This window comes from Limihaloglobus sulfuriphilus (assembly GCF_001999965.1).
GTDB lineage: Bacteria > Planctomycetota > Phycisphaerae > Sedimentisphaerales > Sedimentisphaeraceae > Limihaloglobus > Limihaloglobus sulfuriphilus.
The window spans coordinates 3790625-3815173 of record NZ_CP019646.1 but is presented as its reverse complement, the minus strand read 5'-3'; the positions used below and the strand labels follow the sequence as shown (position 1 = coordinate 3815173).

15 protein-coding genes are annotated in these 24549 nt (G+C 48.5%); 4 read left to right on the top strand and 11 right to left on the bottom strand.

Annotated features, from left to right (window positions below; translation table 11 throughout):
- Positions 1–5 precede the first annotated feature (5 nt).
- The 3 genes from SMSP2_RS14540 to SMSP2_RS14530 all read right to left on the bottom strand — a co-directional run bounded on the left by SMSP2_RS14540 (position 6) and on the right by SMSP2_RS14530 (position 2866).
- Positions 6–521 carry a hypothetical protein gene (locus tag SMSP2_RS14540; RefSeq protein WP_146684742.1) on the bottom strand — a complete coding sequence of 172 codons (516 nt, stop codon included), beginning with the start codon at positions 519–521 and terminating at the stop codon, positions 6–8.
- On the bottom strand, positions 522–1757 hold the full coding sequence (gene ribA / locus SMSP2_RS14535; RefSeq protein ID WP_146684741.1) for a GTP cyclohydrolase II: 1236 nt from the start codon (positions 1755–1757) through the stop codon (positions 522–524). It lies immediately after the preceding gene.
- Between the two features lie 449 nt (positions 1758–2206).
- Entirely contained in the window at positions 2207–2866 is a 660-nt protein-coding gene (locus tag SMSP2_RS14530; protein ID WP_146684740.1) for a hypothetical protein, read from the bottom strand.
- Positions 2867–3081: 215 nt separating this feature from the next.
- Here SMSP2_RS14530 and SMSP2_RS14525 point away from each other — a divergent pair, with 215 nt between their 5' ends.
- Positions 3082–3288, top strand: a complete 207-nt coding sequence (locus SMSP2_RS14525) for a hypothetical protein (RefSeq protein WP_146684739.1) — start codon at positions 3082–3084, stop codon at positions 3286–3288.
- Positions 3289–3376: 88 nt separating this feature from the next.
- Here SMSP2_RS14525 and SMSP2_RS14520 read toward each other — a convergent pair whose 3' ends face one another.
- Positions 3377–3829, bottom strand: a complete 453-nt coding sequence (locus SMSP2_RS14520) for a hypothetical protein (RefSeq protein ID WP_146684738.1) — start codon at positions 3827–3829, stop codon at positions 3377–3379.
- Between the two features lie 221 nt (positions 3830–4050).
- On the opposite strand from SMSP2_RS14520, the gene SMSP2_RS14515 reads away from it, so the two are divergent.
- Positions 4051–5700, top strand: a complete 1650-nt coding sequence (locus SMSP2_RS14515) for a DUF4139 domain-containing protein (RefSeq protein ID WP_146684737.1) — start codon at positions 4051–4053, stop codon at positions 5698–5700.
- Between the two features lie 1161 nt (positions 5701–6861).
- On the opposite strand, the gene SMSP2_RS14510 is transcribed toward SMSP2_RS14515, so the two are convergent.
- Positions 6862–7008 carry a DUF4113 domain-containing protein gene (locus SMSP2_RS14510; protein WP_146684736.1) on the bottom strand — a complete coding sequence of 49 codons (147 nt, stop codon included), beginning with the start codon at positions 7006–7008 and terminating at the stop codon, positions 6862–6864.
- A gap of 359 nt (positions 7009–7367) precedes the next feature.
- Between SMSP2_RS14510 and SMSP2_RS14505 the strand changes: the two genes are divergently transcribed.
- The gene (locus SMSP2_RS14505) at positions 7368–8165 is read left to right on the top strand and encodes a DUF4139 domain-containing protein (protein ID WP_146684735.1); all 798 of its coding nucleotides are present in this window, start codon (positions 7368–7370) and stop codon (positions 8163–8165) included.
- Between the two features lie 984 nt (positions 8166–9149).
- On the opposite strand, the gene SMSP2_RS14500 is transcribed toward SMSP2_RS14505, so the two are convergent.
- Both SMSP2_RS14500 and SMSP2_RS14495 read right to left on the bottom strand, forming a co-directional pair.
- Complete coding sequence (locus tag SMSP2_RS14500) at positions 9150–10421, bottom strand: Y-family DNA polymerase (protein WP_146684733.1); 1272 nt, start codon at positions 10419–10421, stop codon at positions 9150–9152.
- A complete protein-coding gene (locus tag SMSP2_RS14495; protein WP_146684732.1) occupies positions 10418–10855 on the bottom strand; it encodes a LexA family protein in 438 nt (145 codons plus the stop codon). The genes SMSP2_RS14500 and SMSP2_RS14495 overlap by 4 nt, the downstream gene beginning before the upstream one ends.
- On the opposite strand from SMSP2_RS14495, the gene SMSP2_RS14490 reads away from it, so the two are divergent.
- Positions 10849–11088: a hypothetical protein gene (locus SMSP2_RS14490; RefSeq protein WP_146684734.1), complete on the top strand. Its 240-nt coding sequence runs from the start codon at positions 10849–10851 to the stop codon at positions 11086–11088. The genes SMSP2_RS14495 and SMSP2_RS14490 overlap by 7 nt on opposite strands.
- 473 nt (positions 11089–11561) lie before the next feature.
- Here the strand turns inward: SMSP2_RS14490 and SMSP2_RS14485 are convergent, their stop codons facing one another.
- The 4 genes from SMSP2_RS14485 to SMSP2_RS14470 all read right to left on the bottom strand — a co-directional run bounded on the left by SMSP2_RS14485 (position 11562) and on the right by SMSP2_RS14470 (position 23801).
- Positions 11562–12833: a Y-family DNA polymerase gene (locus tag SMSP2_RS14485; protein WP_146684733.1), complete on the bottom strand. Its 1272-nt coding sequence runs from the start codon at positions 12831–12833 to the stop codon at positions 11562–11564.
- Positions 12830–13267 carry a LexA family protein gene (locus SMSP2_RS14480; protein ID WP_146684732.1) on the bottom strand — a complete coding sequence of 146 codons (438 nt, stop codon included), beginning with the start codon at positions 13265–13267 and terminating at the stop codon, positions 12830–12832. Before SMSP2_RS14480 ends, SMSP2_RS14485 begins: the two co-directional genes overlap by 4 nt.
- Position 13268: 1 nt before the next feature.
- Complete coding sequence (locus tag SMSP2_RS14475) at positions 13269–14807, bottom strand: sialate O-acetylesterase (RefSeq protein WP_146684731.1); 1539 nt, start codon at positions 14805–14807, stop codon at positions 13269–13271.
- Between the two features lie 198 nt (positions 14808–15005).
- On the bottom strand, positions 15006–23801 hold the full coding sequence (locus tag SMSP2_RS14470) for a glycoside hydrolase family 94 protein (RefSeq protein ID WP_146684730.1): 8796 nt from the start codon (positions 23799–23801) through the stop codon (positions 15006–15008).
- Positions 23802–24549 lie beyond the last annotated feature (748 nt).

Below are 24549 nucleotides of genomic sequence, written 5' to 3'. Positions count from 1 at the left end.
CCTTATTATTTGTTGAAGTCTATTCGTTTCTGGTCGCTGAAGCGGTTTGTTCCGGAGATAAAAACAGCCGTGAACTGATACTGGGTATCTGGTTTAACCAGATTAGAATCAAGTTCGAGAGAAAAGATGTAGCATCTAAGCGGATCGCTCCAGTAGCGATTGTTAGTTTCGAAAGTATTAAGATTGAAATCCTGCCATACTTTCAGTCTCGGGCCCAGTGAATCTTGAGAGCGTCCGATGAGCTCGAACAGCTCAAAACGGACAATCCCTGGTGCCTTTATTCTCGAGCCCGCCGCATCATAAACATCTATGTGCGGCGTAATGGAAATAGTGTTTTCAGTTTCGCCGGCGGAGATTTCAGTCATACCGTTAAATTTAATTGAAACGGGCAAAAAATCTTCTTTGGAGTATGTGTGCTCCGCAGGCAAAGAGGGGCTCCCTTTTGGCAGGGAATCACAGCCGACTATCAAAAACGCCGGCAGAGATACGAATAAAACTTTCCTTATAACGTTTAAATTCAATCAAAGATCCTCATCAAGAATATGCCCGAAACGAACCTTTTTGGTGTGGAGGTACTGTTTGTTGGTCGGTTTTGCCTGTATCTGTATTGGAAGCTGCTCCACGACTTCGATATCATAAACCTTGAGCCGACTTACCTTTTTGGGGTTGTTGGTGAGGATTCTCACCTTACTTATCCCCAGGTCTTTGAGTATCTGAGCGCCTATGCCGTAGTCGCGTTTGTCAGGGGCAAATCCAAGCTCTACATTAGCATCCCAGGTATCCAGCCCGTCTTCCTGGAGTTTGTACGCCCGCAGTTTATTGGCAAGCCCTATGCCGCGGCCTTCCTGCCGCAGGTATATCAGGACGCCTTTTTTATGGTCCTGTATCATTCTCATCGCTGTTTCCAGCTGTTCGCCGCACTCACACCGCTGAGACCTGAACAAGTCACCGGTAATACATTCTGAGTGTACCCGGATTAGAACCGGTTCATCTATCGGGACCGGCTTTCCGTTTTTGTCCAGATTGCCGATGTCGCCTTTGCAAAACGCCAGGTGCGGCTCGGGTGTGCTGGGACTGCTGTATCCTATCATTGTAAACTCGCCGTAATCGGTCGGCATCCGGACGGCCTGGATTCGCTTGATTGTAGTTTCTCGCTGCAGGCGGTGTTCAATGATTTTTTCAACGGAAGTTGCTTTTATGTTATGTTCTCTGCAATATTTAGACAGCCCTTCGCCTCTGAGCATGGTGCCGTCTTCTGCCATTATTTCGCATATAGTCGCGGCGGGGGTAAGCCCTGCAACTTTCATAAGGTCAATCGAGCCTTCAGTCTGGCCTGCTCTTACAAGTGTTCCGCCCGGATTGGCTCTGAGCGGGAAGATATGCCCCGGGCGGGCCAAATGGCGGGCCTTTGTCTGCGGGTCAGCAAGAAGCATAATAGTCTTAGAGCGGTCATAAGCGCTGATGCCGGTTGTTATACCCTCGCGAGCGTCAACACTTACGGTAAAAGCTGTTCCCAGAGCGGCGGTGTTGTTGCTTGTCTGGGGGTGCAGGTTCAGCTCGTCGCAGCGTTCCGCCTCCAGCGGGACACAAATCAGCCCGCGTCCCCATTTGCACATAAAGTTGACTATCTCCGGCGTGGTGAACTGGGCGGGGCATACAAGGTCGCCCTCATTCTCACGGTCTTCATCGTCAACAAGAACGATCATCCTGCCCTGTTTGAGCTCTTCTACTATTTCTGGTATGTCATGTATTTTCAATGTGTTATCTCTGTATTTGCAGTTATCTAAGCTGAACCTCGCTCCGGCGGGGCTTGTTTCTATTGTTTTTTCTTGTTTTTAAACTATTTATCTTTATTATAACAAGTAAAGATGAGCTGTCAGCTTTTTTTCGGAATAGATAACAACCTCAGTTCCGATTGGGCACAATCGAACAAATATTCTCGGCAGCAGGTATATAACCGATAAGGCTAAAAAAAAATAAAAAATTAAATTTTTAGCTTGATATTTGCTGTTATATGTCTTATTATTTACGTGTAATATTATATCTTTCTTTTAAAACAAGGTTTTGGTACTGAGCGTAGAGTATTATAAATTGTTAATATTATATTTTTTATCGATTGAACTACCTCAGTATTATAAAAAGCCGGTACTTCTAAGAGGTACCGGCTTTTTTCATGTCTGCTTATAAGGGCGGGTTTCCAGGGAAATTAAAGCTCCGGCACGACTTCAGGGTAGAGTGAGCCGGTGGCAGAGACCTTAAAAACGTATATAAGTCCCGGTTTTAAACGGCGATAGACTGTGTTTCCGAAAATTGTGTGCACACCGAGATGCTCGAGTTTTTTGGGGCTGTCCGCCAGATCCCAGATTTCCTGCCAGAAAAGCTGTGTTTCTTCGAGAGAGAGCTTTTCACAAATCTGTGCATAACGCGGCGAGGGTTTACCTGGTGTTTCTATCGGCATTCCCTGTTCAGGGGCCATGTTTTCTCCGTAAATCCTTCTCCATAAGTACATTGTCCGCTCCTTGCCGTCGATTACAAGCTGTTCGCTGAATTTAATTATCAACGCGTCAAAATGTACAACATCGCCCTGTATCTCGTATTCTTCAGAAAATAAATGTATTGTTGGGTCGGCAGGGTCGGTTTGAACAAATTTCAGACGGGTAAACAGTTTCCCTTCCCGCTGCTGCTGTGAAACTACTTTTGCGTAACCTATCTGCTCGACATGGCTTAAATTTGAGATTGCCTGTTTGAGATGGCGGTTTTGAGTAAGCAGCTCTTCGATAGTCCGGTTGGAGGTTATTTTGTATGTTAAGACGGCACCCAGGGCAAGAGCGGCAGCAAGTATAAGAATTCTAATAAAAATTTTCATGCAGTGATTATAACAGTTTTTTAAAAAGACGAAACGCTTTTTCAGTAAGAATACGGTTGATTTGCCGCAACTCGATTAAACCTGCTATCTTATGATTGACATTCCGCAATGTGTCAGTATAATAAAATTTCACGAGAGCAGATGACAAACCGGATTGAATCCAGCAGCCGGTTGCGGCGGCGGCTTGTATAATAATATCTTAAATCGGTGGAATTATGCTAGAAGACAAATTAAGCAGATGCCCCAAATGCGGTTCGGAAAACGTGGTGCCGATAGTTTATGGGCGGACAACTTTTGAAATGGCAAAGCAGGAGAAGGCCGGAGAGATACACATTGGAGGTGAAAGCATCGAAAATGACGGCAGTAAATGGTATTGCAATGACTGCGGATATAAGTGGGGCGGAAAGAGCAGTTTGCTCTAAACCCTTTACTTTAAGCCGGATGCGTCGTTTGTCGGCGGCAGCGTGTAATGCTGTTGGCTTTATGCCCGCTGAGAGTGACCTGCTGATGTCATTCGAGCCATTGAAGTGAAAAATCATTTAGATCTTTTTGATCGATGAGGCCGTCTTGCCGAATATCTGCCGAAGAAGAGCTAATTTTCAGCCATTGCTGCGAGAATATTGAAAAATCTTCAAGGTTCACTTTGCAGTCATTATTTATGTCAGCTTTGGCCGGAGCGGTTCCGCACGGTGAAAGATTTATATAGATTTGCTCAATGAACTCGTCAGACGTGACAACCCGCACATCAGGGTTAAGATTGTTAACCGTTACGGCTATTTCATCCATAGGCCGGTAACCAAAGCTCCACGCATGAACCATCACAAAGCTATAGCTCTCCGGACTTGACGGGTCCGTCGGCAAAGCATTTATTGAATCGGCAAGCTCAAGGCCGCTGCTGCTTAGGCCGTTATATTGCCCGCTCTCCCAAAGTGCGAACCGGCACGGCTTTTCAGATCCGGAGATTCGCTTGCGTAAATAGGCTTTTACTCTCTCCCTTGGTCATTGAGCTATGTTCTTTTGCTTATAATACAGGTTTGCCCGCGCCTGATAAATCGTGTTGCTGTTTTTACATATATTTTACAAACAAAAGCCCCTGATTGTGTTATAATAAATACAGTTTAACATTATCATGATATTTGTACGGCACATAATGACAGAATTTTTCTTTAACACAGGAGATTAAAATGCGAAAAACGATTTTATTTTTAGCCATCACAGCAATTTGTTTGCCCGCCTACAGTGAAGAAATCCTGAAAGAGGATATACTCAAGGTTGCCCTGTTTAAAAACGGGATGGGTTTCTTTGTTTCTCAGGTCGATGTCCCCGCCGGCGCAGACTCGGTTATAATCCGCCCGCAGGTTGTTCCCTCGCTGGGCAGCTGCTGGCTGAGCAGCGGCGGCGGGCTGATGCTGAAATCCGCTGTTGCCTCTGAGGTGGATATCCATGAAACAGAGCAGGCCGTATCGCTAATGCAGCTTCTCAGCGGCAACGTCGGTAAAACAGCTACAATCCGCTACGGCGAAGAACAGGTCGTTGTCGGCGAGATACAGCTTGTTCCCAAAATCGAGCCGCAGCCGCCGATAAGGCCGTATGAGCCGGGAAAGGCGGATAACGGCCGAAACCGCAGGCCATGGTACAGCGAGCCGCAGATGATGCTGGTAAAGACAGAGCAAGGACTCACAGCGATTAACCCGCAGCAGGTATGGGCGGTTGATTTCTCGGATGCCGACATATCCAGCGATGCAATTATCACAACCTCCGGAGTAGAGCTGAAAGTTACGTTTAAAGACAATACTTCCGGCGGCAAACTTGGTCTATGCTATCTTGCCAAAGGAATTACCTGGTCGCCCAGCTATATATTTGATATAACAGAGGATAAGGCCAGATTTACCGCCAAGGGCCTTGTTATCAACGAGGCGGCAGACCTGGAGGGTGTAGAGCTTCTGCTGGCTACCGGTTTTCCGAATATCCAGTTCGCCGACACCTACAGTCCGCTGGGAATGAAATACAGCCTCTCCGATTTTCTCAATCAGCTTGCAGGCTCCGGCAGTGATGAAAGCCGGCGGCTTGCCCGTGGTATGGGCGGCAATGTCATGATGCAGAAGGCGGCGTTTGACATGGCAGAATCCGCCGCGCCGGCAGCTCCTGATTATGGAACCGCCGCACAGGGAATCTCGAACGAAGACCTGTTTTTCTACCCGGTAGATTCAGTAACACTAAAAACTGACGAAACGGGCTATTATCCGCTGTTCACAGAGGAGCTTGAATACAAGCATATTTATACGTGGAAAGTTGATCAGCCCGAGCCGGTGCAGCGTTACAATCGCGGCGACGACTCAAGCAAAGAAGAGATATGGCACTGCATCAGGTTTGACAATACAACCGGAATGCCCCTGACAACATCTCCGGCTCAGATCGTTAAGAACGATTTAATCCTGGGACAGGACACATTGAATTATACCCCCATCGGCCAGGAGGCTACCGTCAAGATAACCCAGGCTCTCGATATAAAGGCGGAAAAACTCGACTATGAGAGCCGCCGCGAGCGGGAAGTAAAGACGTTTTACGGCAATAAGTACGACCTGATAACCTTTGAATGTAAACTCTCGGTAACAAACCACAAGGCCGAAGATGTATCTCTCGAAATCGAGCGTACATTCATAGGCAGGGTGATTGATAAATCACACAAAGAAACAAAAGAAAAAGTCTCCACCCCGCTTGGTTCTGTAAACCCGCGGACAAATGTTACCTGGAATCTCGACGTAAAAGCCGGCGAGACTGCGGAGATAACCTGCCAATACCAGGCATACGCATACAGGGATAACATCTATTAAGCTAAGAGTTAAAAGTTAAGAGTGAAAAGTTGACAGGTCTGGCCAGAAAAACTTTCACTCTTAACTCTACCAGATAAAGAAGGGAGTCAGACCCCCTTTTGTTGCACGCGGATTGTTACGAAATATACCATCTAACCCTGCAACACCATCAGAGCCGCGACAGTAACGGAGCGGTTACGCAAACACACTGTATCACAATAAAAAACCAGAATAACCGCAGGCAACTGTAAACGGTAGAAACTCCATACAGTTATTCGGCTGCCAATCCCGCGCCGGCTTGCCGACATTACCGCTCATTCACATTCGCGGCTCGGATTGCTACGAAATACACCATCTAACCCTGCAACACCATCAGAGCCGCGACAGTAATGGAGCGGTTACGCAAACACACTGTGTCACGCAAAAACACCAGAATAACCGCCAACAACTGTAAACGGTAGAAACTACATACAGTTATTCGCTCGCCAAGCCCACGCCGGGTTGCTGACAGTACCGCTCATTCACATTCGCGGCTCGGATTGCTACGGAATACACGATCTAACCCTGCAACACTGCCAGAGCCGCGACAGTAATGGAGCGGTTACGCAAACACTCTGTGTCACGCAGAAAAATCAGAATAACCGCCAACAACTGTAAACGGTAGAAACTACATACAGTTATTCGCTCGCCAAGCCCACGCCGCAGAGTAAATTAAAAGAGAGTAAATTAAAAGGGTTGAGACTCTTTATTTTTGTAAGGTCTTACAAATGAACACTTTATGGTTCTTAAAACCTGATTCATTTATGATAAGATGGGCAAAGTGATTAGCGAATACGAACAGGTCGTGAACGGCTAAGCTCGGTATTTAAGTTTATAGCACCTGTCGCGGGCTCGAAAAAACGGATAACATGAATAATACTTTTAAAGATTACAGATTTAGCGAGTGTAACATTCTGAAAGTAAAGGAGATACGTAATGATAGCGAAACAAAGGGTCTCAACTTCTCTTTAATTCTCCTCTTAAAAATCCGACTCTAAGGCCTCTGTCATCTGCTCTGCCGTAAATAATTGTATATCAAGAGCTTACTTCAAACTACTGTTGACGTGAAACAAAAACGTAAATCCATCACAAACAACGTATTACGTATCTAAACAAAAAAAATATCACACACATCTACAAGAATCAGTGTGCCAGCGGCAGCTCGTTCCAGCTGGTTGTGTAGCGGGGGCTTCTGCGTCGGAATTTTGTCTGCCAGGGTTTTTCTATTCCCTCGCCGGCGAAGAATACCCTTGATTTGCCGCTATCGTTAATCTTGTCAAGGGTTTGCATCAGCCGCCTGAAACGTGTCCGGTCGCGGCTGTCAAAAAGATTTCGCTGGATACGGTCCTGGGGCACAAGGTTGTGGAAGATAACGCCGGCTTTTTTGTAATGTATTCCGGCTGAATAGAGACTTTGGGCAAAATCGCCCGCCAGCCGCAGAGTAAATTAAAAGGGTTGAGACTCTTTATTTTTGTAAAGTCTTACAAATGAATACTTTATGATTACTGTTTAAATGTGTTATATCCTTGAAACCTGATTCATTTATGATAAGATGGGCAAAGTGATTAGCGAATATGAACAGGTTGTGACCGGCTGGGCTCGGTATTTAAGTTTATAGCACCTGTCGCGGGCTACAAAAAACGGATAACATGAATAATACTTTTAAAAAATACAGATTTAGCGAGTGTAACGTTTTTAAAGTAAGAGAGATACGTAATGATAGCGAAACAAAGAGTCCCAACCCTTTTAATTATCCCCCTGATTATGGAACCGCCGCACAGGGAATCTCGAACGAAGACCTGTTTTTCTACCCGGTAGATTCAGTAACACTAAAAACTGACGAAACGGGCTATTATCCGCTGTTCACAGAAGAGCTTGAATACAAGCATATTTATACGTGGAAAGTTGATCAGCCCGAGCCGGTGCAGCGTTACAATCGCGGCGACGACTCAAGCAAAGAAGAAATATGGCACTGCATCAGGTTTGACAATACAACCGGAATGCCCCTGACAACATCTCCGGCTCAGATCGTTAAGAACGATTTAATCCTGGGACAGGACACATTGAATTATACCCCCATCGGCCAGGAGGCTACCGTCAAAATAACCCAGGCTCTTGATATAAAGGCGGAAAAACTCGACTATGAGAGCCGCCGCGAGCGGGAAGTAAAGACGTTTTACGGCAATAAGTACGACCTGATAACCTTTGAATGTAAGCTCTCGGTAACAAACCACAAGGCCGAAGATGTATCTCTCGAGATCGAGCGTACATTCATAGGCAGGGTGATTGATAAATCACACAAAGAAACAAAAGAAAAAGTCTCCACCCCGCTTGGTTCTGTAAACCCGCGGACAAATGTTACCTGGAATCTCGACGTAAAAGCCGGCGAGACTGCGGAGATAACCTGCCAATACCAGGCATACGCATACAGGGATAACATCTATTAAGCTAAGAGTTAAAAGTTAAGAGTGAAAAGTTGACAGGTCTGACCAGAAAAACTTTCACTCTTAACTCTACCAGATAAAGAAGGGAGTCAGACCCCCTTTTGTTGCACGCGGATTGTTACGAAATATACCATCTAACCCTGCAACACCATCAGAGCCGCGACAGTAACGGAGCGGTTACGCAAACACACTGTATCACAATAAAAAACCAGAATAACCGCAGGCAACTGTAAACGGTAGAAACTCCATACAGTTATTCGGCTGCCAATCCCGCGCCGGCTTGCCGACATTACCGCTCATTCACATTCGCGGCTCGGATTGCTACGAAATACACCATCTAACCCTGCAACACCATCAGAGCCGCGACAGTAATGGAGCGGTTACGCAAACACACTGTGTCACGCAAAAACACCAGAATAACCGCCAACAACTGTAAACGGTAGAAACTACATACAGTTATTCGCTCGCCAAGCCCACGCCGCAGGAGTAAATTAAAAGGGTTGGAGTAAATTAAAAGGGTTGAGACTCTTTATTTTTGTAAGGTCTTACAAATGAATACTTTATGATTACTGTTTAAATGTGTTATATCCTTGAAACCTGATTCATTTATGATAAGATGGGTAAAGTGATTAGCGAATACGAACAGGTTGTGACCGGCTGGGCTCGGTATTTAAGTTTATAGCACCTGTCGCGGGCTCGAAAAAACGGATGACATGAATAATACTTTTAAAGAATACATATTTAGCGAGTGTAACATTCTGAAAGTAAAGGAGATACGTAATGATAGCGAAACAAAGGGTCTCAACTTCTCTTTAATTCTCCTCTTAAAAATCCGACTCTAAGGCCTCTGTCATCTGCTCTGCCGTAAACAATTGTATATCACGAACTTACCCCAAACTACTGTTGACGTGAAACAAAAACGCAAGTCTATCACAAACAACGTGTTACGTATCTAAACAAAAAAAATATCACACACATCTACAAGAATCAGTGTGCCAGCGGCAGCTCGTTCCAGCTGGTTGTGTAGCGGGGGCTTCTGCGTCGGAATTTTGTCTGCCAGGGCTTTTCTATTCCCTCGCCGGCGAAGAATACCCTTGATTTGCCGCTATCGTTAATCTTGTCAAGGGTTTGCATCAGCCGCCTGAAACGTGTCCGGTCGCGGCTGTCAAAAAGATTTCGCTGGATACGGTCCTGGGGCACAAGGTTGTGGAAGATAACGCCGGCTTTTTTGTAATGTATTCCGGCTGAATAGAGACTTTGGGCAAAATCGCCCGCCAGCCGCAGTATTTCGTGTGTATCGTTTGTAGCGGTTTCAAACTCAAGGGGGAAGGTTTTGTAAACCCGAGCAGCTCTTTTTCCGTTTGAGTAGCTGCCGGAGGCGGCATATATATTCATGAAATTCGCGGCGAGCTTTTCACCCCGCAGTTTCTCGGCAGCCCTGGCGATGAATGCTGTAACTGCTTCGCTGATCTCACGTTTCGATGTAACCGCCCTTGAAAATGACCGCGAAACCGTAACGCTCTTTTTCGCGGGCGGGTTTTCCTCCAGCTCAAAACAGCAGTGCCCCCTGAGCTCATAGACCGTACGGAGGCCGGTTATACCGAATCGCGGCTGTATGAGCCTCTCGTCTGCCCGTGCAAGAGCCGCGGCGGTATCGATGCCCATGCCGCGGAGTTTTCTGGCGCTGCGATAGCCAATGCCCCAGACATCGCCTGCCGCGGTTCGCTGCAAGGCAATTTGAAGATGTCTTGCCGGTCCGCACAGGTCAAGTACGCCGCCGGCACGTACTGATTTTTTCGCGATGCCGTTGGCCAGCTTGGCGAGGGTCTTTGTCGAGCCGAAGCCGACGGAGACCGGTATGCCGCTGCACTTATACACTCTGCGCCGGATATCGCTGCCGATGGATTTGAGGCTGCCGCCAATGCCGGAGAATTCCAGAAACGCCTCATCAATGGAATATACCTCCATCTTTGGGCTGAACTGCTCGAGGGTCTGCATAACCCGGGATGACATATCAGCGTAAAGGGCGTAATTAGAAGAACATACGGCAACGGAATTCTTTTTCAGAAATGATTCAACCTCAAATACGGGCGTCCCCATCTTGATGCCCAGTGCTTTTGCCTCGTTGGAGCGGGAAATAATACAGCCGTCGTTGTTGGAAAGCACCACAACCGGTCTGCTGCGTAGTGAAGGGTCAAACACCCGTTCACAGGAAACATAAAAATTATTACAGTCTATAAGTGCGAAAATCCTGTTCATAGCCGGTGTATTACGTTTGTAACTACGCCCCAGACCTCGAATTCTGAATCGCCGGAGATTTCCCTGTCGGGGTATTTTTCGTTAGCCGATTCAAGTATGACCCGTTTGGGCGAATTTTTGAACCGGATGCGTTTTACCGTCAGCTCTGCGTCAACGACGGCGATGACAACCTTGCCGCTGCGAGGCTCGAGGCTTCGGTCAACAATGAGAATATCGCCGGAGTGTATCCCTGCACCGACCATTGAATCGCCGCTGACACGCACAAAAAAAGTTGAAGCCGGATTCTGGATCAGATGTTTGTTCAGATCGAGCCGGTTTTCCTCATAATCGGCTGCCGGAGAGGGAAAACCAGCCGGCACACTCGCCGTAAACAGAAGGCAGTCAAGCTCTGTCGAGGTATCAGGAATGTATATGGCTTCAATTTCTTTTGACATATTATTTAGGTTCTGTCAGCCAGGGCAGCGAGTCTGTCCGGAAAGGCGACGCCGGCAGGCCTGCCGAGTTAAAGAGGTTCGGCTCTGCCAGCTCATGGTATCCGAAACGCACATGCGCCGGTTCGGGTACATCAGGGCTTGAGACGATTACGGTATCATCGTCGATAACGGCGTTTGCCTCTACAAATTCTCCGTCAAGACCTGCGATTTCAAACCACTCAAGAGTAAATTAAAAGGGTTGAGACTCTTTATTTTTGTAAGGTCTTACAAATGAATACTTTATGATTACTGTTTAAATGTGTTATATCCTTGAAACCTGATTCATTTATGATAAGATGGGTAAAGTGATTAGCGAATACGAACAGGTTGTGACCGGCTGGGCTCGGTATTTAAGTTTATAGCACCTGTCGCGGGCTCGAAAAAACGGATGACATGAATAATACTTTTAAAGAATACATATTTAGCGAGTGTAACATTCTGAAAGTAAAGGAGATACGTAATGATAGCGAAACAAAGGGTCTCAACTTCTCTTTAATTCTCCTCTTAAAAATCCGACTCTAAGGCCTCTGTCATCTGCTCTGCCGTAAACAATTGTATATCACGAACTTACCCCAAACTACTGTTGACGTGAAACAAAAACGCAAGTCTATCACAAACAACGTGTTACGTATCTAAACAAAAAAAATATCACACACATCTACAAGAATCAGTGTGCCAGCGGCAGCTCGTTCCAGCTGGTTGTGTAGCGGGGGCTTCTGCGTCGGAATTTTGTCTGCCAGGGCTTTTCTATTCCCTCGCCGGCGAAGAATACCCTTGATTTGCCGCTATCGTTAATCTTGTCAAGGGTTTGCATCAGCCGCCTGAAACGTGTCCGGTCGCGGCTGTCAAAAAGATTTCGCTGGATACGGTCCTGGGGCACAAGGTTGTGGAAGATAACGCCGGCTTTTTTGTAATGTATTCCGGCTGAATAGAGACTTTGGGCAAAATCGCCCGCCAGCCGCAGTATTTCGTGTGTATCGTTTGTAGCGGTTTCAAACTCAAGGGGGAAGGTTTTGTAAACCCGAGCAGCTCTTTTTCCGTTTGAGTAGCTGCCGGAGGCGGCATATATATTCATGAAATTCGCGGCGAGCTTTTCACCCCGCAGTTTCTCGGCAGCCCTGGCGATGAATGCTGTAACTGCTTCGCTGATCTCACGTTTCGATGTAACCGCCCTTGAAAATGACCGCGAAACCGTAACGCTCTTTTTCGCGGGCGGGTTTTCCTCCAGCTCAAAACAGCAGTGCCCCCTGAGCTCATAGACCGTACGGAGGCCGGTTATACCGAATCGCGGCTGTATGAGCCTCTCGTCTGCCCGTGCAAGAGCCGCGGCGGTATCGATGCCCATGCCGCGGAGTTTTCTGGCGCTGCGATAGCCAATGCCCCAGACATCGCCTGCCGCGGTTCGCTGCAAGGCAATTTGAAGATGTCTTGCCGGTCCGCACAGGTCAAGTACGCCGCCGGCACGTACTGATTTTTTCGCGATGCCGTTGGCCAGCTTGGCGAGGGTCTTTGTCGAGCCGAAGCCGACGGAGACCGGTATGCCGCTGCACTTATACACTCTGCGCCGGATATCGCTGCCGATGGATTTGAGGCTGCCGCCAATGCCGGAGAATTCCAGAAACGCCTCATCAATGGAATATACCTCCATCTTTGGGCTGAACTGCTCGAGGGTCTGCATAACCCGGGATGACATATCAGCGTAAAGGGCGTAATTAGAAGAACATACGGCAACGGAATTCTTTTTCAGAAATGATTCAACCTCAAATACGGGCGTCCCCATCTTGATGCCCAGTGCTTTTGCCTCGTTGGAGCGGGAAATAATACAGCCGTCGTTGTTGGAAAGCACCACAACCGGTCTGCTGCGTAGTGAAGGGTCAAACACCCGTTCACAGGAAACATAAAAATTATTACAGTCTATAAGTGCGAAAATCCTGTTCATAGCCGGTGTATTACGTTTGTAACTACGCCCCAGACCTCGAATTCTGAATCGCCGGAGATTTCCCTGTCGGGGTATTTTTCGTTAGCCGATTCAAGTATGACCCGTTTGGGCGAATTTTTGAACCGGATGCGTTTTACCGTCAGCTCTGCGTCAACGACGGCGATGACAACCTTGCCGCTGCGAGGCTCGAGGCTTCGGTCAACAATGAGAATATCGCCGGAGTGTATCCCTGCACCGACCATTGAATCGCCGCTGACACGCACAAAAAAAGTTGAAGCCGGATTCTGGATCAGATGTTTGTTCAGATCGAGCCGGTTTTCCTCATAATCGGCTGCCGGAGAGGGAAAACCAGCCGGCACACTCGCCGTAAACAGAAGGCAGTCAAGCTCTGTCGAGGTATCAGGAATGTATATGGCTTCAATTTCTTTTGACATATTATTTAGGTTCTGTCAGCCAGGGCAGCGAGTCTGTCCGGAAAGGCGACGCCGGCAGGCCTGCCGAGTTAAAGAGGTTCGGCTCTGCCAGCTCATGGTATCCGAAACGCACATGCGCCGGTTCGGGTACATCAGGGCTTGAGACGATTACGGTATCATCGTCGATAACGGCGTTTGCCTCTACAAATTCTCCGTCAAGACCTGCGATTTCAAACCACTCAAGAGGCCCGTCTTTGGCAGCCAACCCATCGGCAGTGTGGCGGAAATGTATCCTTATCCGCCCGTTTTCGACCTCCATTTCGTCGTATATCGGGCCGGAATACTGTACTCTTTTGCCGTAATCCTTTGCAAGTGCCCACAGTGCCAGACGTTTTCCAACCTGCTCTTTCTGATGGGGGTGAATATTTTTAATATCGCTAATATCGGTAGTTACCGCCATTCCTGTATTGGGCACACCCTTCAGGGTCAGCAGCTGTGCCTCGCGAAGTTCGGCGAGATAAAGCGGCTGATCTCCGCTTCCGTAACGGTAAGATGCCAGCTGAACAAAATAGAACGGCATCTTTTTATAGTCAAACACATTCCGCCAGTTTTGGATAAGCGTCGGGAAAAGGCTCTTATACTCAAACGCCCTGGTGCGGTTCGATTCTCCCTGATACCAGATAGTTCCCTTGAATGTGAAAGGTACCAGCGGATTGATCATTGCATTGTAGAGAGCACTGGGGCTGTTTGCATGGAAGTCTTTTGGCTCACCGGGCTTAGGAGGTTCGGGCTTACCTTCTTCTTTGGCTTTTTCGGCCTGGGCTCTCCAGTTCTCCAGGTTCTTGAGGTATTGCTCGTAAGTTTTTTCGAAATTTTCTTCATGCTCTCTCTGGCGGTCAAATATAGACTCAAACCCACCTTCTGCCAGTGCATCGCGGCTGGTCCACGCTTCGGCAACAGTACCGCCCCAGGAGCTGTTGATAAGGCCAACCGGCACATCAAGCTCGTTATGCAGCGTACGGCCGAAATAATAAGCCACAGCAGAAAAAGCCGCCGCAGTCTTGGGTGAACACGGCTCCCACTTCCCGCTGCAGTCATCCAGCGGCTGCCGCGAGATTTCCCTTTGCACGGTAAAAAGGCGCATCTGGGGAAAATCCGCCGCGGCTATGTCCTGTTCTGTATTTTCGAACGCACCAAGAGTCCATGCCATGTTTGACTGGCCAGAGCAGAGCCAGACCTCTCCGAGAAGAATATTGGAGAGCTCAACGGTATTTTGCTCGCCTTTTATTGTAAGTTTCTGGGGCCCCTTTGCCTTGCCGGTCTTGATATATACCTTCCAGCGGCCGTTCTCATCGGCTGATGTTTTTTGTGAATAGAAGCCGAACCAGCCCCACGACGGTGAGACCTTAACTTTTTCGCCGGGATTTGCCCAACCCCAGACGGCGACCTTGTCTTGGCGCTGTAAGACCATGTTATCACCGAAGATAGCCGGCAAACGAATTTCCGCGGCCGCTAAAGATGCAAATATTAACAATGTAAAAACAAACGTAAATCTCTTCATGATATTTCCTTAAATACAATCAATACTAATTGCAGACTTTGCTGTTTAACCTGTACTTTCATCCAAAAGTTTTCTAAATACCACTTTATTAGTGAATTTGCAAGCTAAATTCCAAAAGCATCTCGCGATGTGTGTGGCATTTTTTGTGGAACTTCTGATAAAATCAAGCTCTATCAATCTCAGGGTATAACCGAATTTTTATTCTGACGAACGAATTTTCATACTGACGTGGTGATCAACTCGGTCGTCCTTAAGGGGTATTACCATATCAGGCATTTCAATCCCGTCAACTGAGAGCTTATCAGTATCTGCCGAGCCCTGCGGGATTCGGGCAATCTCGATATGATAAACAGTCTGGCGGTACCTGTAATGGATCTTAAACGAGTCCCAGGTTTTCGGCATACGCGGTTCCAGCCGCAATTTGTCAACCTCAAGATTAAGCCCCAGCAGTGTTTCTACGATAAGCCTGTACATCCAGCCCGCTGAACCTGTGTACCATGTCCAGCCGCCCCTGCCCTCGTGCGGCGCTACGCCATAGACATCCGCGGCTACTACGTATGGTTCAACCTTGTATGTCGCAATGGACTGCGGAGTGGAGCCGTGGTTTACGGGATTGATCATATTAAACAGTTCCCATGCCAGCTCGTTCTTTCCCAGCATTGCAAACGCCATGGTGGACCATACCGCAGCGTGGGTGTATTGCCCGCCGTTCTCACGGACACCAGGCATGTACCCCTTGATATAACCTGGATTAAGATCAGATTTATCAAAAGGCGGATCAAACAGCTGTATGATTTTTGTGTCGCGTTTCACAAGACGTTTTTCCACTGATTTCATCGCCTGTTCTGACCTCAGCGTTTCGCCGTAACCGCTGATGACTGACCAGCTTTGCGGGATGGAATCAATCTGACACTCAGGGTTCGAATGTGAGCCGAGGGGGCTTCCGTTGTCGAAGTATGCGCGGCGGTACCATTGCCCGTCCCAGCCGTGCCGTTCAATGTTTTCCTTGAGCTGGGCGGCCTGGCTGATGCAGCGATGGGCAAAGCTGTTGTCATGGCGTGAAAGAGCCAGTTGAGAAAACTGAATCAGCACATCGTAGAGGAAGAATGCCAGCCAGACGCTTTCGCCGCGTCCCTGGTGGCCAACCAGGTTCATTCCGTCATTCCAGTCTCCGCAGCCGATAAGCGGCAGTCCGTGTTCACCGAATTTGAGCCCGTATTCAATTGCTCTGACGCAGTGGCTGTAAAGCGTCTCAGCATCGTCTGAACGGCTCGGTAAATCGTAATATGCCTCCTCTTTGGGATTTAGAAGCCTTCCTTCGAGGAAATGAACCTTTTCGTCCAGGACTCCGGTGTCGGCAACACAGGCAACGTACCTGCATGTGGCGTATGGCAGCCAGAGATAATCATCAGAAAAATGTGTGCGGACGCCGCGCCCTGCCGGAGGGTGCCACCAATGCTGGACATCACCGTTGCGGAATTGATGAGCCGCTGCACGCAGAAGATGGCTGCGTGTAAGTTCCGGCGCTGCGTGAATAGCAGCCATGACATCCTGCAGCTGGTCACGAAATCCAAAGGCGCCTCCGGACTGATAAAATCCGGTGCGTCCCCAGATCCTGCTGCTGATTGTCTGGTACATAAGCCATCCGTTTGCCAGCACGTTTACGGCAGGGTCTGGAGTATCTACATTAACAGCTCCCAGTGTTCGGCTCCAGTAATCCCGTACATTATCAAGGGCATTTGCATATGAGCCCGTGCGCCTGAAGCGATTGATCAGCTCACGTACATCGCTCTTGCTGCGGCCGACTCCGAGGCGAAAACAGGTTTCCTTTACCTGTCCCACAGGCAAATCGAAAGCTACCTGAACCGCTCCGCAGGGATCCATGCCTGCACCAGTTTTGTTTGAAAGCCTGTCGCGTTTAAGTGAGGCCGGATTTGCAAGATTGCCGTTTCGGCCGATAAACTCTTTGCGGTCGCCGGTTACTGTTCGCGTTGAATTCTGGACATCAACAAACGCAATGCGTTCGCGGAATTCCGTGTTGTAGAAATTACGAGCCAGCAAGGCCCCTGTCTTCAAATCCACTTCGGTCTGAACGTGCAGCAGATTGTTCTCTCTCAAATCGCCAAGGACCCATTCCCAGTAACCGTTAACAGAAATCCTTCTTGGGCGATCAGAGACGTTCCGCAATTTTAAGACAGAAAATTTTACCGGCGCATCAATTGCCACATAAATCCAGAGCTCGGATTCGATTCCGTTTTCGGTATGTTCGAAAACGGTGTATCCAAAGCCGTGGCGGATAACATATGGGGTGGAGCCGCCTGCCGGCAGCGGCGTAGGTGACCAGAACTGGCCGGTATGCTGGTCTCTTATATAAAGTGCCTCGCCGGCGGTATCCTGGACGGGGTCGTTGCTCCATGTCGTGAGACGGAATTCATGCGAGTTCTCAACCCACGTGTATGCAGAGCCGCTCTCAGATACAACAGTGCCGAAAGCAGGGCCGGCGATAACATTGACCCAGGGTGCCGGCGTCATCCGGCCGGGCTTAACAGTGATGACATACTCGCTGCCGTCGGGAGTAAAGCCGCCAAAACCGTTGTTGAAAATCAATTCTCGCTCAAGCAGAGGTTCTGAAGAGTCAACCGCAGCGGGACGTGTAGGTATCATTTCCGGGACGGTCGAATCCAGAACGCTTCTGTGTTTGAGCTGCTCAACAAGGGTCCCCTTTTCATCACTGAGCACAATCCTCGCCGCGGACTGAAGAAGAAGCATATCCTCATTGGGGATATGTTCCAGCTGACGTACGAAAATCCCTCCGGGCTTATCGATTGTATGCGATTCTGTACCTGAAGCAATCAGAGATGTTATCTGTTCTTTGAGTGACTGCCGGTAATCTGTAATGTCTTGATTTATAATAACCAATTCAACAGTCAGCCCTTTAATCCGCCAATAGGAGTGGGCCTGTATCAGCTGGCGTATGATATCAGTATTTGACGTGTCGCTTATGAACAGCAGAACGATCGGGCAGTCGCCCGAGATACCATAGGTCCAAAGCCCGCTCTGGCCTTTTCTGTTTCTTCTCAAAATAGAAGCGGCGGCACGCCGTGCGGGGTCTGTATAGATCAGAGCACTTGCCAGACGGCCGTATATCTGCGCCTCGGCTTCAGTGGCGCTGAGCTGGTGCAGTGTTACCTGGCTGTGTGTCCACGCCAGATCAAATGCCCGGTCAGTCATACGCGGGCTTTGATATTTTTGTATATGTCCAATCGCCTCCTGCCTGGTGGCTGTAACGCCGGAAATGACGCTCACTGTAACCTTGCCATGGGGCGGAACTGTAACGGTGCCTCTTAAGGAAACAATAGGATCCAGAACTGAGCCGCATGTGTTTGACAAGGGGCCTTTGGACGTCATAGCCGCCGGTGACGCAAGGTTTCTGCCCCTGCCGACAAATTTTGACCGGTCAGTTTCACAGCATATATCCCTCATATCAACACCATGGCCGACCATCATGTGAAGCAGCCACGGAGGGGTTTCTTCTTCAGAACGGGCCCTTCGGGTACAGAGAACGGCGGAGGAATCCTTCTCAAATTCTGTCTGGACGAAGAGGTTGCTGAAAGCCGGGTGGGCGGCATCGTCTTCGGGCAGTGCCAGAACCACTTCGGCATAGCTTGTAAGCTCAATATCACGGGGAGACGGCGCCCTGTTTGTGATTGTAATACGCCGCAGCTCAACGTCATCCTCCGGTGAAACACTCAATTCGGTATGAACTTCAAGTCCCGGCAGATGCTGCCGGAATTCCGCCCTGGCCTGCATGAATATTGCTTCATAATTTTTTACTTCGCAGACAGTCGGCTGATATGCTGTTGACCAGAATTCACCGGATTCCAAGTCACGCAGATAGACAAATGTGCCCCAGCAGTCGCGTGTTGAGTCTTCTTTCCAGCGGGTAACAGCCAGATCGTTCCAGCGGCTGTAACCGCCGCCCGCGCTGCTCACAACGACATTGTACCTGCCGTTGGATAAGAGGTGCACCTCTGGAATAGGCGGATTTGGATTTTTGAATACTCGCATGGCCGCTTCTGCGTTGACGGAAAGGGTGCGGGTTTCTTCGTTTCTCAAATCTTTGGCGAATACACTCACAGCAGTCTTTGGTATGCGTTCCTGGAGCAGTAAATCGTTTGCCTTAAGAAGAGCTGACGCCATGAAACGGCGCTGCATGGGGGCATCTCTGAGAACGCTCAGAAGCGAAAGAAAACTCATGCCCTGATGGTGCGCCATGAATGAACGAATCGTAACGCTGGTCTCGTCGGGAGGCAGACGCGACGGTGTGTAATCAACGGCTTCATAAAGACCGTATAAGCCGCAGCGCCCCTCGGCCTGAAGCCTCTGGAGATTCTGGCACGCCTGCTGCGGGGCAACCATCAGCGCCATTACTGTCGCGTATGGAGCAATCACCAGATCTTCAGCCAGTCCTCTCTTGAGACCAAGCCCCGGCACACCAAAAGCCCTGTACTGGTAGTTGAGATGAACATCATTGCTATTATAGCCCGATTCTGAAATGCCCCACGGCACACCTCTGAGCCTGCCGTATTTTATATGCTGCTCAACGGCAGCTTTGCAGGTGTTGTCAAGCAGCGTGTCCTCATAGTTGGGCATCACAAGCAGGGGCATCAGATATTCGAACATCGACCCGCTCCAGGAAACAAGTATAGGTCTGCCCCTGGAAGCGGTCATGACGCGGCCAAGTGAGAACCAGTGTTCCTGAGGCACCTGCCCCATCGCGATTGTGATATAACTGCACAGCCTCGCTTCAGAAGCCAGCAAATCGTAGTAACTGGTGTCGCGCCTGAGTTCGTTAACGTCAAATCCGGTTGCAAAGAGGTCTTTGGACGGCTCGAATAGAAACGAAAAATCCATCATGCCGAGCTGATCAGCGGACAGTGCAAGAGTTTCCAGTATCTGCATATATTCAGCGGCCTCTTTGGCAGTTTTTCTTACACTTGCAGCCAGTTCGGTCAGAGAATTGCGGCAGCGGCCGGGTTTTGACTGGTCCTGCCGTATTTCCCCGAGGGCATCATCAATCAAGGCGCAGAGATTCTGCCCGAAACCGGCGGCATCACGCAGAGAAAATCCCTGATTGAGCCGGTCAAGATTCTGAACAAGCCGGCTCACGGCTGAATCAGAAGCGGGGCCGTCGGTCTGCTCGTGATCAGAGCCATTTTGGATATGCGGTTTTTCTATACACAAGACATCTGACGGCATATCAAGCCACGGAGCCAGAACGAGCATTTCGTCTAAGTGCATCCGGCAATTTTGTCTGAGAGTCTCAATCCATGTATTAAATTCTTCCTGATGTGCCTGATCGATATCATTTGAAGCCTTGATACCATCTGCCATATTTTCTGCGGTTTGTACCAGTTCATATATTTCTGCAAGGCTTGAGGGTGTTTGAGATAAACGCTCATCGAGTTTCTTTAAGTCATCATTGTCAGGATCCAGCTCTACCAGGATAAAAACCGAATCCCGCAGCCCCTCGATTATAACCGATGAAAAAACATTCTCATCAGCCGTCAGTCTCAACCCTGAAGCCAGTGTCAAGAGATGTCCCGCGAGGTTTCCGCTGTCCACGCTGGAAATATACCTGGGCAGAAGCGGCCTGAGGGTTTTTGTATCATACCAGTTGTAGAAATGCCCCCAGTAACGTTTCAGCCGCGTCATTGTATTCAAAGTATTTCGGGTTCTCTGGATCATATTGTCCATAGAGACATAACCAAAATCCCTCGCGGCAAGATTGGCAAGCAGTGCCAGCCCCATATTTGTGGGCGATGTCCGGTGTGCGATTGTCGGTTTTGGTACTTCCTGAAAATTATCCGGCGGCAGCCAGTTTTCCTTCTCTGTGACGAACGTCTCAAAGAAACTCCATGTTTGTCGGGATATTTTGCGAAGGAACATAAACTGCTCGGCGGATAACTCCGGTTTGTGAGTCTTTATCGGCCGGCTTATCCACCACGCGATCAGTGGAGCAGCTGTCCAGAGCAGAAATAACGGAAGAGCCGTATAAAGCCAGGACGGCTGTATAAAGGTCAGGAACAACCCCATAGCAGCAGCAATAACCGGCTCAATCCACATTCTTACGTAGAAGCCTCTTAAGCTCAGCGAATCCTTGCGTTCTAATTCGCTGGATACCTGCCATTGGAGAAGGTTCTTGTGCGTTACCGTTAATCGAAAAATTGTTCTTATGATTGCATCGAGGCTGAGCAGAGCCTCATAGGGCAAAAATACCAAAATCAAAATGACCTGGCATAACTGGCGGACAAAAGAACCGGCAACCGTTCTCACATGAATTGTCCATGGCAGTTCTTTGGGTTTTCGCAAGAAATCCGCAAGAGCCGACAATAAACCGGGAAGGATGATTATACCTATCACCAGCAAAGGCCCCAGCCCGCTGACTTCGGGTATGATCAGCCAGTGTCCCAGCATCAATATCATAAATGCGACAGGAACAAGACTTCGGCGAAGATTATCGAAAATTTTCCATTGAGACAATCCTGAGAGAGGATTCTTAATTTTCTGAGAACCTCCCCCCTTGACTTTTGGCAGCAGCCAACGGGCAATCTGCCAGTCGCCCCGGATCCACCTGTGCCTTCGTCCGGCATCTACATTAAAACGGGACGGAAATTCTTCGTACAACTCTACATCTGTAACCAGAGCGCACCTTGCGTGGCACGATTCGAGCAGGTCATGGCTGAGTATGATGTTTTCCGGAAAACGCCCTGCCATTGCCCGCTGAAAAGCGTCCACATCGTAAATACCTTTACCAATAAACGATGCGTCATTAAAAACATCCTGATACACATCAGAGACCGCAAGCGTGTACGGGTCAATCCCTACATCGACGGCATTAAGCCGAACGAACCAGGAAGTTCTGGCAGTGGGCAGGCTGACGCCAACTCGCGGCTGCATGATTCCATAGCCCTCTGTAACGATGCCTTTTTCACTGTCGAACCTCGGAAGGTTCAATGGGTGCGCCATTGTGCCCACCAACAGCCTGGCGGCATCACGCGGCAGTTGTGTGTCGGTGTCGAGGGTGATGACATATTTAATCTTTGGCAAGGTATCAATATTGCCGGCTATAACGGAGAAGCCATCTGTGCGGCCGCCTCGAAGCAGATTGTTTAAATCCTCAAGTTTTCCCCGCTTACGTTCATACCCCATCCATACGCCTTCTCCGGGGTTCCACCGCCTGGGACGATGAAAAAGGAAAAAACGATTCTTTGTTTTGCAGGGGTATTTCCGGTTGAGCGTATTTACCCCGTCTTCTGCCATTTGGATCAGGTACTGGTCATCGGGCATGACTTCCTCTGGGGCGTCTTTTAAGTCTGTCAGCAGCGCGAAATGAAGGTTATCGTCCCTGTTAGCCAGGTAATGTATTTCCATGTTTTCAAGCAGCTTATCAATACCGTCTGCACTGGTGAGCATCGTCGGAACGACAACCATTGTGCGGCAGTCCGCTTCGATACCGGATTTATAGTCAAGCCGCGGCAGTGTAGCCGGCTCCAGAATGATCGTTGAGAGCCAGTTTATTGTGGAAACCGCCAACTGGCTTACACAAAGAACAAAGGTAAGCGTGAAGAAAACAAGCTCCCACTGGTGCACTCCCAGCTCCTGCGCCTGCCGGGCAAACCAGATTGAACCCAGAAGTGTAAGCAGACCAATCCCGCCGGCATAATACGTAAGGGGGAAGCGTTTAATCGTTCGCTGAACAAGAGTTCTAAGCGGCCACCGCAGTTTTAACTTATGCCCAAGAAGTGCCTGGCCTTTATCTATGAGATAATAACCTACATGTGCGGTCCGGTCATCGGGGCCTTTTCGCTCGGCATTGTGTGCAGCGAGTTTAACAGCCGCCCGGGATACCTCTATTTCCGAAAAACGGGTGTGATTCGCGAAGAATTCAACCGAATGGCGATAACGGTCACGAGTGGAAAAATCCATCTTATGGTAAATATTTGCCGGATCTGTCCGCAGAATCTGCTCTGTTTTGCTCAAATCCTCAACAAACTGCTTCCAGTCCATCGAAATCAGGGCACGGAAACTTGCGATACTGTGACTGACGGAAACCTGGTCAGCAGCCTGATTCTGGGTATCAAGGTGTATAAGCTGTTCAATAGATAAGCCCTGTTCGCCGAGACGCTGCTCAAGCCAGTTACGGGCGAGCAGCATGGTCGGGCTGTGCCGCGAGAGACGCTTGCAGAACTCGGCAACGAACGAGCTGGAGAGCGGGATATCGGTTTTTGCCATATCTGCTACCACCACAACAAAATGTGACGGGTTCTTCTGCTCCATATTCTGAAGACGGTCAACCCACATGTTGGCAAGCTCACTATCTTTTCTTGCTATCATTAACCGGTTTGTTATTCGCTTAAGATTCTCGATAAGCCCCAGACGCAGCATAATAGGAATGGCCCACAACTCGCCGAGTTTAAGTGGTGCGATTTCCTGGTAAGCGGCTATAAATGACTCGAGTGTTTCAGCGTCAATCTGGGCATCGACATGTGAAATAAATTCCAGTACGATGTCGTAAACCCGCGGCAGGCCCTCGGAATGTCCCTTAGTAAGACGCGGCAATCCACGGTTGTAGCCTCGCGGCAGGTGGCGCCTGGCCATCTGGATCTGCTCTTCGATGAGATAAAAGTTGTCAAGAAGCCATTCGGCAGCAGGTGTGATGTGTTTCTCGGGGGTTAATTCGAGAGAAGAGAGATTGAAATCCCTCAGTGTTTCCTCGTTCTGATCAAGCCGTGCCAGAAGATTGTTAGGCCCGCGGCTGACAGCCACATCATGAGTTTCGGCAATGGTTTTGGCATGAAGGGTTAACTGCTCAGAGGTGAACAGCTCAGCACGCAAAGGCAGCTCGTTGGGGTCCCAGCCAGAGGCCGCCCTGCCGTCCTTCCAGTTTTTCCAGCGGAAAGAGAAATTGCTCATGTTGCTTTTAGTAATCATTGCGGTATCCTTTGAGGCAGTTAAAACTGCTTTTGGAATTATCTTTTTTGTCAGTATTTACAATTAACTGATTCCATTTTCATTCCTGAATGTCATGCATATTTGATCATACCGATAGCAATCTGAACAATTTGTAGCGGTTTGCACAGTTTGATTTTAAATATCGCTGCAGAAAAAAAATATTATAGCAGTCCGCGGGCAGTTGGCAATAGAAATATCACTCAGGTTTCAATACCAGCCATTTTTTTTCGGCACAGGATACGGCGGGAAGAATTGATGGTATCTAACTGAATAATCTTAATTTGTATTGCGTACGCGGCGAGGTGAAGATTCAAGCCTGCAGAGTCCGCGGCCGGCCACAAGATAGAGATAAATATTTTACAAATGTAAAGGCTTTACAGAAAAGACTTTAAGAAAATCAAAACGGTTTTGCTTAAAATTTTTAAATTTTCTTCTTGAATTGCCTTTAAACATGCAATATAGTGATACTTGGAAAAAGGGAGAGCATCACAGAAAGAGATGTTCTTCACGAAGTTTTGAAGTATTAGATCCGAAGTTGATAAATTGACATGTGAAGAGTCAGTCTGTATTTTGTTGCAATCTGCGGCTTCCCGCAGGGTTGTTTACATAAGGCTGAGTTTTCCATGGTGGATCTTTTACAAGTTAATGTATAATTAACAGCCTGATAATTTCATTGCGGCATAAAATCGTTTATGCTGCGCAATTAACAATATGAATTTACGCTGGC